Below are 11,156 nucleotides of genomic sequence, written 5' to 3'. Positions count from 1 at the left end.
TATTGAAGAACGCATACTGTGTAATTCCCCAATACTCCTTGTTCTAATTGAGTTTTTATTGGTTACACACCGTCCCTGTGTAAACCGTGAATTCACTTTTCTAAAATTACCACAAATACGTCTAGAAATCAAATGTTTAAATCGGACCTCGTTCCGACTCGATAATTGTACTTAAACAACCTCCTCGGTATATATACTAATGGTGGGGTACAGTCCCCTCCTTGCACTTAGAGCAAATAGGCTGCCACGATTGGTTGTTCTGGTAGTCTATTTGTCTCTCCAGAACTAAACATGCAGAATTTAAACTTTTCCAGACGAGAGATGCATATGTAAATTTTTGTACTAAGCCCTCGTTGTCCCTGTTATTTTTCTTACTCTAAGGATTTAGCTGTTTATGATTATTCGCTTCGTCATTACTGCCAATTTCAACATAATATACGCTAACGTTCCGTAGACGGTTTCCTGTTCTTCATCCTCTCCCTCGGTGATACTTTATTTCGGAGCGAAACCATGCAGCAACAGCAGCTCATATGTCGCAAGGATGCCATTAGAGTCGCCGTATCGCGTCTCGTAGTGCTGGAACATGTCGTGAAAAAGGCGGCGTAGGCCGATTCGGCCGGAAGGGGAGGCTACCGAGGCGCTGGCGCCGATCGCTTTTATCGCATGGAGAAAATCGCGCACCGTCGGGTACCGTTCGATGCGGACGTTTTGGCGGCGCCGCGGGTTCATAAACCCGGCTGCGGCCAGCATTGCGTTCCACTCCTTAGCTGTATGCAGCGGCAGGCCGTGGCGCTGCGGCTTCAAGCCCTGCGCACGGTAAGCGAGCTCGAATGCGGTATGCAGCTCTCGAAACGTCTCCAGGCATTACAGGTGAGCGTTACTCCTAGTTCTTTACACAAATCGTCATAAATCTGTTCTGTAGGATGCTCCTCTATGAAATGTCTTGTAAGAAATTCATACCATACCTGGTGCGTTAACCCGCGAGCTATAACAGCGAGGCAAGCAGATTGCTCCGTGAGTTCCCGCGCTACGCCGGCGCTGTACAAAACTTCGCACACCTTGTAATTGAGGCGATTGCTTCTTAAAATCATAATTCGCCGAACATACCACAGATGATGATGCCGATCCATCCATCCTGCTGCAGCTCCTGAAGCGCACCATGAACCAGAGAGTTTCCAAAACTGGTGATCGGGACTAAATGAAGAATGGTGTCGGATACACTGCCTTCCGCTGCCGCCTTCGTATCCTCCCGCTCTTCAGCCCCGCAAACCTTGCATACGCTGATCACGATTACTGCTCCTCGCGAAATTTTGCAGTTGCCATGCCTGTATCCCTCCCAAATCTTGCGCAGCTTGCTTGTCAGGTCGCCTCCCAAGCCAAGGCGCGCTGGTTGGCTCGGGAGGCTGAAGGCGCTAGGCAAGGCAGGGGTGCAAGTCTCGTTCGGCATGTTGCTGAACCTTTTGCGCGGCATTTGGGACTTATTTGCAAAGAAAATCGGCTGAATGGTTTTGGGGTATACGCATCGTCAAGTGAAAAAACGACCGCCTTCTTTTTAAAGCGATCGTTTTTTCACTTGCTGTTCTATTGATACTGCCGTGGCTGCAAATTCTGATTCTGCCAGCTCTGAGCCATTGGCCAGCCCGCATTCTGCACGCCGGCTTGTTGTTGCGCTGTTTGTTGAAGCTGAGAACAAATTTGCATCGCCTGCTGCATCTGCTGTATGGCAGTTTGATGTCCTTGCAGAACAGATTGAATGGTTTGAACCGCTTGACGTTCTTTCTGGGCCAGCTGATCCAGTTGGGCGGCGTTTTGCTGCTCCTGTTGCAACATTTGTTGATACATGTTGCTCGATTGCTGGGTTTGCTGGATCAACTGTTGAATAATCTGCGCGCATTGGCTTGCTTGCTGTGAAAGGTTTTGTTGATACACGATTTTTGACCTCCTTCAATATGGTAGGACTTCATCCCCCAAAGCTTATTATGTGCAAGCGCCCATTTTTCATGTAACGCCTATATTGTGATCTCACAATTCATTTTAATGAAACTGCACATCAATTTGCCGTTGGGTATCGGCTTTTAATTTCGGCATGCGAACTTCAAGGACACCGTTGCGGTACGTGGCTGTCGTTCCTTCCGTTTGAACGCGTGATGGCAAAGACACCGACCGTTGGAACCGTCCGACAAACCGTTCTTTGCGATGTATTTGTTCCTGCTTCACTTCATTCGCTTGCTTTATGGTCCCACTAATTGTAAGCATGTTTTCATCCACATCGATATGAAGGTCTTCTTTTTTATCCAAACCAGGGATTTCACAAGAAGCAATCACTTCATGTTCAGTCTCAAATACATCAATACGAGGGGTAGCAAATCCCAGACGCGCGCCTATTTCAGGAAAACCTTCGTTAAAAATTTTTTCCAAATCCCTTCTCCATAGATCGGTATTGCGAAACGAATCCCAAGGAATGAGCGGCATGTAAGTTCCTCCATTGTCACATTATCTTTTTTTTCAGCTTTATTTTGTACTCTTCGGAAAATATTATTCTTTGCTACCCTGCATAGTTGAATTGGAATATGCCTTTGGTCAGAAACTCCCGGCAATAGCAGCCCCCGAAAAAATTTTTTGAGGGTTTGTTGTGTAGCCATTGGCATTTACAGCAATGTTACCGACAATTTTAAGTTGTTCCCGTAAATGTCGGTAATTGAACGATAACATTTGTGCCGACCTCCGAGCTTTCGAAATTCAAAGAGCCCCCCATTTTTGCGATCATAGCATGACTGAAACTAAGCCCAAATCCGATAGCGTCCGGTTTACTTGTAATAAACGGTAGGATGATTCGGGACTGCAGATCTTTTGGAATTCCTGCTCCTTGATCGCGAACAATGATGTGGATATGATTATCCGTAATGTTTATTCGGAGCGTTAAGACAGAACCTGGGGGACTTGCATCTAATGCGTTGTCAATGATTTCTTGCAGCGCCGCTCGCAGCAGCTTGGGGTCTCCTAACACAAAGCCGTTTCGCTCCGGATATTCCAAAGCGAAACGCACTTTTTTGTCTAGTGCTTGGATTTGTATACCGGGAACCCATTCCTGCATGAACGAAATGACGGAAACAGGAACAAATTTCAATTCGGAAGGCTTTCCAAAGAGCAAAAACCGCTGCAACGCTTTGTCGATCGTCTGAATTTGCTCATCGAGCAGCTTAAAGTATCCTGTCATTTTCTGATGAGGCGGAGATGCCGCAAATTGCAAAACGGAAACATGATCCTTCGAACTTTTTTCCAGAAGTTGAAGCGTCCCTTTGATTACCGCTAAAGGATTTAAAATGATATTGGCTGTGCCCGCCGCCATATGCCCAATCGTTTCCCTTCTTTCTTTCTCACATTGAATTTGCACGTACTGTTGAAAATCTTGGATATCGGCCATTAGAACAAAACATTCCCCTTTTAACTGAGGGTATACATAGGCGATCATGGATCGCACTTTGCCATCTAACTTCTCTTGTACGAGTACTCCCGGGTAATTCTTTTTATCCTGCAATACTTGCCCCACGATCGCTTGTATTGCCGAGTGTGCAGGGAATTCTTCTTCGGGGGTTACTGAGTACCATGTGTTCATGGTTGAATTTAACCATAAAATTCTGGCTTCTGAATCAACGACAGCCAGTCCAATATCCATTTGATCGGAATTCATAAGGAACTCTACGATTTGCTTCATCTCTATTAACGTCCTCCATTTGCTTCCTCCATTAACTCCCTTCCCGGCCACTTATCATGTGCAAACTGCAGTAAACAAGCGAGCGAATTTCTCGTCACGAAGTGGATGGGTTATGAATAAAATTAAACCCACTTTCAAAGAAGTTATTAAATTCGTTGTTACAGAGCGACGGGAAACGATACGGTGAAAGTTGTACCTTCACCAACCTCGCTTGCAACCTCAATATTCGCATTGTGATACTCTGCAATCTGATAACAAATGGATAGCCCGAGACCCGTTCCTGTCTCTTTCTGCGTAAAAAAGGGTTGTCCGATCTTTTGCAACAATTCTTGCGGAATTCCAACCCCGTTATCCCTTATGCTTACTTTAACCCATTCATCGCATCGCATTTGTTCGATCCAAACAGTTCCCCCTTCAGGCATCGCTTCAATGGCATTCTTAATCAAATTAATAAATAACTGTTTGATTTTATTTCCATCGCACCGGATCTGCACGGATTCCTTGGTTGGATGAAAGTGAATTTCAACATTATGTAAAGTGGCCTGCGCCTGAAGCAGCACGACGATATCCTGAATCAGCTCGGAAAGATCATGCCGCGTCATGTTCATCTCTTGCGGTTTGGCTAAGGCCAGCAGTTCATTTAGAATAAGTTCGATACGAGTTAATTCATCCTTCATAATATCGTAGTACTTACTTCCATTTTCGTTGCCGGCGCTTAACAATTGCAGAAATCCTTTCAGCGCGGTAAGCGGGTTTCGAATTTCATGCGCAATTCCCGCGGCCATTTGACCCGCTATGGATAATTTGTCTGCCTGATGAGCAGATTGCTTGGCTGCATCAAATTCGGTAATATCGTGCATGACACAAATGCCGCCCACAATTTTATTATGGCTTTAGCCAGTTGAGTGCGTGAAACGCGCGAAACAAAAAACCACCCGCTATGCGGGTGGAGGGATTGAAGGTTTGACCACCATGACCATTCCAATACAATTGAGATGTTCAGGCTCAAAAAGAAAGGAATGGTCATTCATGGCAACCAAGAGCTACAGTCTAGCTCACACAAAGTGGATGTGCAAATACCATATTGTGTTCACCCCGAAGTATAGACGGAAAGAAATCTATAATCAAGTCAGAAGAGATTTAATCGAAATCTTCAAACGTTTGTGTAAATACAAAGGAGTAGAAATTATAGAAGGTCACATGATGCCCGATCATGTCCACATGTTGGTGGCCATTCCACCAAAAATTGCAGTCTCAACGTTCATGGGATATTTAAAGGGAAAAAGTTCGCTAATGATATTCGAAAAACATGCCCAGTTGAAGTATAAATACGGGAATCGGAAGTTTTGGGCAGAAGGGTACTATGTGAGTACAGTGGGTCTAAATGAAGCGACCGTAAGAAAGTATATTCGTGAGCAAGAAGCACATGATCAAGCAGTAGACAAGCTGAGTGTAAAAGAATATGAAGATCCATTTAGCAGTAACCGGAGCAAAAAGAAGTAAGACCAGTTTAACTGGTAAGTGAAAGTGACAAAAACATTGAGCCTGAACGGATTTGTGGTCAGGCTAGCGTCTTTAGGCGCAGTTTGGCAACAAGGGGTTATACCCCAAGAGCAAACCACCCGTTGGACGGGTGGTCCTGATTGTGAACAATGATCGGCTTCCCATGACAGAGAACGAGGCGATGCTCGCCATTCGACTTTTTAACGACCATTTCCAGATCGCGGAAACTTTCGCCCCGATACGCCCGATAAAGCGGGACGCGTTCCTTGCTCAACAGCGTTTTTCCATCCGATTCATACAATCCGTATGTAGAACTCCAGTGTTCGGGAGAAAGAGGTATCTGTACGAATTCGTGCAATTGTCTTGCGGCTCTATTCATGCTTGTCAATATCCCATTTTCATCACAAATCACAACGCCGACATCCATCATTTCGACAATACCACTCATGACACGTTCTTGAGTAGCCAGGACGTCTTCCAGCGTCTTTCGGCTCGTGATATCTCGAAAAACCTTAACTATTTCACGAACATTGCCCGAATCGTACCGTAGCGTGTTGCTTACGACCTCCACCCAAACAAAGGAGCCGTCTCTTCGACGTAATCGCAAAATGTTGACATAACCGTCTTCATTCATCCACTCTTGCGAGTTGTCCAATTTTTCTATATCGGGAGGATAGAACAGTTCCCAGACAGGTCTTCCTATCAATTCCGTCGCATCATAACCCAGCAATGGTTTGCACGCCGGCGATATGTAGTAGATAATGCCATTGATATTCAGTGTAGCAATCATTTCCCCCGTGTGGTCCGCTAACAAACGATACTTTTTCTCGCTGTGCTTCAGGGCCTTTTCCATACTGGATTGCAGGGTAATATCCCTTGCGATGCAATGCAGCCCTACGAGTTCATTCTGAATGAAATTCGGGATATGCAATACGCTGAATTTTAATATTTGGCCGTCTTTCGCTTCAATTGAAGTTTCCATTTCAAACGGGGCATTGGTATACGTTTCCGTCACGTGCTCCAGACTTTTCCAAATGATGTCTCCAAGTGTTCTTTCCAATTCGTATAAGTCATAGCCCAATAATTTCGTGCAGGCGCGGTTCACATAGCTGATACTTCCATCCAACATGACGTCGTAAACAAGATCGGAATGATTGTCAGCAAGCATTCTGAATTTATCCGCGTATTCCTCGTTCAATTCAACAAGCCTTTTGCGATACGTGATCTCCTGAATCTGGATCAAGAATATCCTTTCCGGATATTCCTCCACTTCGATGATCGATAGGGTTGTCGTTCCCCATTTGTGTCTGCCGTCAAGACAAATATAACGATTTTCCATTTCGACATAATCGGAATTACCGCCTAACAAGTCATTGATGGATCCGTTATATAATGGAACGTCTTCCGTATAAATGATATCATGTATTCTCATTCGCAGCAGTTCTTGTTCTGTATAGCCCAGCATGTTGCATAGCGAGCGATTGACCATTTCCACTTCCCCGCCGAGCCGAACCATAGCTTTTCCGACAAGTGTATAATGAAATGCGTGGTGGGCGACAGGATGCGAAAGCAAATCTGAAATATCCATTGTGCAAGTAACCTCCGACTGTGTAATAAGCGTATAGTTGCATACGTAACGTTCTTCTGTTAAGAACCTATGTATGTACTCTATTATATAGGTCATTTGTAACAGTTGGAACAAGATTCCGAGACCAACTTAACTTGGAGTCCCCGAACGCTAGCCATGGAAACGGAACCGACTTGTGATCTGCGAAAGAGCCGCTTCACCACGCACTTCATCATCCGAATTCTTACGAAAATAAGACGGAGGCCGGCAAAGTTGCCAGCCTCTATGATCAAGTATACACAAGTAATCACACCTTCAATTGATTCGTTATTCAGTGTTCACGATCTCATATCCCGGAAGGACAGGAAAGTATGTCCATTTGCTCTCGGTTTCGACTCCGTTCGTCCTGGATCAATTGACATAACGTACTCGCCAATATACGTCCAGCCGTTCTTGGCGCGACCAATCCCGGTAAACTTGGTGCCAACAAGGCCTTGATTCCACGTTTTTCGGCAAAACGAAAATCAGTCCCACCAGGTTTGGAAGCCAAATCAATAATGATAGCGTGATGCGGAATACGGGTTAAAACACGAGAACTAAGAATATGCGCCGGAACTGTGTTAAAAATAATATCCACATTTACGCCTTCATCGTACAAATCTTTCGTATTAAACGGCTCAATCCCCATCTCCCAGGCACGTGCAAACTCCTCCGGTTTCTGCACACCCGCTTTGACGCGTGCCCCCAGGCGGTGAAGCATACCGGCTAACGTAAGACCGATTCTCCCCAAGCCCAGCACCATACAACGCGAACCATGTATGGTAATGTCCGTATGTTGAATGGCCATCATTAAGGCGCCTTCCGCAGTGGGAATGGAATTGAAGATGGCAACATCGTCCCTGCTGAATAATTCAATCAGATCGATCCCCAGTTCCGCGCAAAGGTTCTTCAAGTAGGACTTGGCTATGCCAGTATAGACTTTTGCGTGTTTCGGCAAGGAAGACATATATTCCTTGTTCAGCAATAGCGTTTCAGCTGAAAATGAAGATTCTACTCTGCCATGGTCGTCTGTACCGACAACCGGTAATATCAATATGTCCGCTTTGCGAAGAACCTCCTTCGTAAGCTTGGAATAATGGACTTCATGAAGTTGTTCGTGCAAATCTTCAAAACCGATTACCGCAACATTTGCATCCAGGTCAGTGAATGACCGAATGATTTCAAGATGCCGGGCATCGCCTCCAAGGAAGACAATATGCAGACCCGTTAACAAAAAATCCCCCTACTTTCCTTAAGAATGGACTCAACAATTACCTGCCCCCGCTTACCATCTTTAAAAGCGCATCTGCTCCTTTCATTCCAGGGCGAATTCCGCGTAATTCCGCCTCTGTAGTAACCATATCGAGTGGGGCATCCAGCAATTGCTCTATGGTTCGCACCCCGGTTGCGCGTCCTGCGACAATGCGGCGATCGTTTAATTTCTCATTTAACAAACGGATATCCAGCGCGCCGCACATGATATATCCGTGATCGGTTGTGATGGCAAGAAGTGTTGTTTTGGGCAGGGCGACCTCGATACTTATAACCTGATGACCTTCCACTTCAATCGGTTTCATCATAATCATCTATGATGCAGCTCCTTTTTTTCTACACTATATGCCGGGCGTGATATTTGCACCATAGACGGTAGCCCAAATCCGATATTACTTGTCTTCGTTGGAAGCCTTCTCCCCTTTCGCCAGTGGAAACTGGACTTCGATTCAATTCCATGTAACTTTTGAGATTTATAACAAAGGAGACAACAAACGCGCCGCTTGATCAAGCATGCGCTCGGAAGAAGTACGATGCATATGATCTTCCAAACGATATGGAGTAGCCTCGGCGAGATCCCGTTCGAATTGTTCCGTAAGCTCCCGGGCCACATCGGAATGATACATCACTGCACACACTTCGTAGTTTAAACGGTAACTACGGAGATCGTAGTTGGACGAACCCACTTCGGCAATCTCGCCATCGATAATCATGACTTTCGCGTGCAATACCCCTTTGTTGTACTGAAACACATCGATCCCTGCTTCCACGAGTTCGCCATAATACGTACGGCTTGCAGCTCCTGCAACTTTAGGAATCACTTGGCGCGGCACCAGTAATCGCACTCGAACGCCACGCGCCGCGGCTGTTTTGATGGCCATCATGATATCCGCATCGGGTATAAAATAAGGGTTGGTCACGTCGATGGTTCGGGTCGCCTGCGTCAGGCAGATGAAATGCATTTCCCGAATGACCGGAGTAGGCAGCCCGGGATTGCCTTCGAATATCTGTATATAGACGTTATGCGAATCCTTGGACGGGGAAGCTTTTCCCATGAGGGTGCCTTCCATCGTTCCCAGCTCCGATCCCCATTCCCATCCGTATCCGGATCGTTCTGTTTTGCCGGATAGAAATGGATGAATGGCTTTATCGTCTGAAAGTTGGGCCGATTCAGGGATAAATTTTGCCTTTCTCGTTGAATGGAGCATGTCCGGTGACGCCATTTTCCAGTGAGCCTCAAAAACGGCTTTCACATCATCCGCTGTTTCGCCGGTTAACCGCATATGAGTGTCGCGCCAAAAACCGACATCCGGCTTCATTCCAGTATACTCGTCCCCAACGTTGATTCCTCCCATGAAGGCTTCCTTTCCGTCGACGATGACGATCTTGCAATGATCCCGGTATGTCAAGTTGGATAGTACCCAGGGGATTCGCAAGGGAAAGATGGTCCTGCATTCAATGCCTGCTTCCATCATCCGGCGAACCGCATATTTGGGAAACGACCGGCTTCCCCAGCCATCCCTAATAAAACGAATGTTCACACCGGATAAAGCCCGGTCAATCAGCACATCTGTGATACGTTTACCGATATGGTCATTCCGGTATATGTAATATTCCAGATCGATTGACTTTTGTGCGGCCTGAATTGATTGAAGGAGTTTTCCGTAGGTTTCTATCCCGTTCGTGAGGATTTGGACGGAACCGGTTCGAAGGCCACTGACAGACAAAGGTTGCAAAGCCCGAGCGATAACAAATGCGGAGTGACCATATTCTGGGGGTAATGATATCGGGCTATTGTGCGAAGAAACGAGCTTGTCCCTCCGCATTTTCACAGGATTCGTGACGAACAGGTAACAAACGAATCCGATAATCGGTAATACTAGTCCGACTGATATCCAAGTCAACGCTTTGGCGGGGCGGCGCACCTCCCGAACCGCAATGATGATCAATAGTGCCGTATTTACTAGCCATAATCCTGCTATCCATGCCAAGAAAATCAGCCTCCCAATCCTGTCGTCTACGAGGGAATAAAGATAAAGGGGCAGCCATGCCGAGAAAAGATCGGCATGGCCTTTTTTAGAACCCTTTATACTGCGGTTCTTCCTGTTCAATTTGTTGTATCCGTGGAGTGACCTGGTCAATGATGTTTTGTGTCTGTTGCGCTGCATTTGTGAACGTGGTTTTGGCCTGCTGGTTTTGTGTATTTAACGCAAACTGTTCAAAGCTGGCCTGCGCGCTTTTTAATGAAGCTACAGCTGTTTTCACTTGAGAAGCTACCGTCATGTTGATCACCTCCTGAAATGGCATCCTTATGTAATATGTCAACCCGTCAGAAAATTAATTATGGTAAAATTTGGTGATTTGCTATTGTCAGGAGTTAGAGTCTTCCTGAAAAGACTTACCGCAATCTATGCCCTTCTTGGCAATGTTTGAAGCCAGCAAATACAGCCCAACATAGATAGGAAAAGAATAGGTATGTTTCCAGTGAACGGGGTGGTATAAATCGGCCATTTGTGAGACCGGCTCGGCCACAAAAGCGGAAAATCCCCCAAATAGGAGAGCTTTGAACAACGGATGTATGCCAGACTTGTACTGGAGTAAGAACATCACCGTGACGGGAAGAAGTGAAAAATTCCAAGGAAAATTGGCCGGCATGATCGGTATGACCTCCCAGTGATAATGCCAGAGTCCCATGGCAATCCCAAGCTGGTCCAGCCACGATGACACGATAATCATTGTAAACCCGGATAGGAGAAACTGTCCCGTAGCTCTCTTATCCCGAAATCCGATCCAAAATAGCCAGGGGCATATCGATAAACCTACTCCAAACCACCATTGCCACGTAAACAGTACGTGAGTGCGCCAAATGTCAGTCATGTTGCGGTGTGCTTCAACAATCAATTGATAGGCTTGTTCGATTTGCATGATGAATCTGATTTTCGTCCACTGATATGCCACCCCTTTCCGTTATCCGCTTACCGATCATTTTTCATCCGATATGTGCCTGTTTTATATACGCGAGTTTCCATACAGTATATTCGACGTTACAAATACGCCGAC

12 protein-coding genes and 1 pseudogene are annotated in these 11,156 nt (G+C 45.9%); 1 reads left to right on the top strand and 12 read right to left on the bottom strand.

Annotation, left to right across the window (positions count from 1 at the left end; all coding sequences use genetic code 11):
• Positions 1-492: 492 nt before the first annotated feature.
• The 6 genes and pseudogenes from HP552_RS01135 to HP552_RS34790 all read right to left on the bottom strand — a co-directional run bounded on the left by HP552_RS01135 (position 493) and on the right by HP552_RS34790 (position 4,575).
• On the bottom strand, positions 493-750 hold the full coding sequence (locus tag HP552_RS01135; RefSeq protein WP_023559076.1) for a hypothetical protein: 258 nt from the start codon (positions 748-750) through the stop codon (positions 493-495).
• 364 nt (positions 751-1,114) lie between these two features.
• Positions 1,115-1,447, bottom strand: a pseudogene (locus HP552_RS01130) (hypothetical protein); the annotation flags it as partial.
• Positions 1,448-1,581: 134 nt separating this feature from the next.
• Positions 1,582-1,929 (bottom strand): hypothetical protein, encoded by a 348-nt coding sequence (locus HP552_RS01125; RefSeq protein ID WP_023559073.1) that lies wholly within the window; start codon positions 1,927-1,929, stop codon positions 1,582-1,584.
• Between the two features lie 105 nt (positions 1,930-2,034).
• Positions 2,035-2,472 carry an Hsp20/alpha crystallin family protein gene (locus HP552_RS01120; RefSeq protein ID WP_054943631.1) on the bottom strand — a complete coding sequence of 146 codons (438 nt, stop codon included), beginning with the start codon at positions 2,470-2,472 and terminating at the stop codon, positions 2,035-2,037.
• Positions 2,473-2,671: 199 nt separating this feature from the next.
• Positions 2,672-3,676, bottom strand: coding sequence for an ATP-binding protein (locus HP552_RS01115; RefSeq protein ID WP_246310710.1), 1,005 nt, complete (start codon positions 3,674-3,676; stop codon positions 2,672-2,674).
• A gap of 197 nt (positions 3,677-3,873) precedes the next feature.
• A complete protein-coding gene (locus tag HP552_RS34790; RefSeq protein ID WP_246310709.1) occupies positions 3,874-4,575 on the bottom strand; it encodes an ATP-binding protein in 702 nt (233 codons plus the stop codon).
• Between the two features lie 169 nt (positions 4,576-4,744).
• Here HP552_RS34790 and tnpA point away from each other — a divergent pair, with 169 nt between their 5' ends.
• Entirely contained in the window at positions 4,745-5,218 is a 474-nt protein-coding gene (tnpA, locus tag HP552_RS01105) for an IS200/IS605 family transposase (protein ID WP_138227108.1), read from the top strand.
• 97 nt (positions 5,219-5,315) lie between these two features.
• On the opposite strand, the gene HP552_RS01100 is transcribed toward tnpA, so the two are convergent.
• The 6 genes from HP552_RS01100 to HP552_RS35535 all read right to left on the bottom strand — a co-directional run bounded on the left by HP552_RS01100 (position 5,316) and on the right by HP552_RS35535 (position 11,054).
• The gene (locus tag HP552_RS01100) at positions 5,316-6,806 is read right to left on the bottom strand and encodes a PAS domain S-box protein (protein WP_246310708.1); all 1,491 of its coding nucleotides are present in this window, start codon (positions 6,804-6,806) and stop codon (positions 5,316-5,318) included.
• A 325-nt stretch (positions 6,807-7,131) separates the two neighbouring features.
• The gene (gene dpsA / locus HP552_RS01095) at positions 7,132-8,058 is read right to left on the bottom strand and encodes a dipicolinate synthase subunit DpsA (RefSeq protein WP_054943629.1); all 927 of its coding nucleotides are present in this window, start codon (positions 8,056-8,058) and stop codon (positions 7,132-7,134) included.
• Between the two features lie 37 nt (positions 8,059-8,095).
• The gene (locus HP552_RS01090) at positions 8,096-8,410 is read right to left on the bottom strand and encodes a YunC family protein (RefSeq protein WP_023559069.1); all 315 of its coding nucleotides are present in this window, start codon (positions 8,408-8,410) and stop codon (positions 8,096-8,098) included.
• Between the two features lie 159 nt (positions 8,411-8,569).
• Positions 8,570-10,087 carry a phospholipase D-like domain-containing protein gene (locus tag HP552_RS01085; RefSeq protein ID WP_175393898.1) on the bottom strand — a complete coding sequence of 506 codons (1,518 nt, stop codon included), beginning with the start codon at positions 10,085-10,087 and terminating at the stop codon, positions 8,570-8,572.
• Positions 10,088-10,172: 85 nt separating this feature from the next.
• Positions 10,173-10,379, bottom strand: a complete 207-nt coding sequence (locus HP552_RS01080; protein WP_023556419.1) for a DUF1657 domain-containing protein — start codon at positions 10,377-10,379, stop codon at positions 10,173-10,175.
• An 87-nt stretch (positions 10,380-10,466) separates the two neighbouring features.
• Positions 10,467-11,054 carry a CBO0543 family protein gene (locus tag HP552_RS35535; RefSeq protein WP_246310707.1) on the bottom strand — a complete coding sequence of 196 codons (588 nt, stop codon included), beginning with the start codon at positions 11,052-11,054 and terminating at the stop codon, positions 10,467-10,469.
• Positions 11,055-11,156: the final 102 nt, after the last annotated feature.

Origin of the sequence: Paenibacillus xylanilyticus (assembly GCF_013359935.1) — a bacterium.
Classification (GTDB): Bacteria; Bacillota; Bacilli; order Paenibacillales; family Paenibacillaceae; genus Paenibacillus; species Paenibacillus xylanilyticus.
This window is presented reverse-complemented; position numbering and strand designations above follow the sequence as displayed.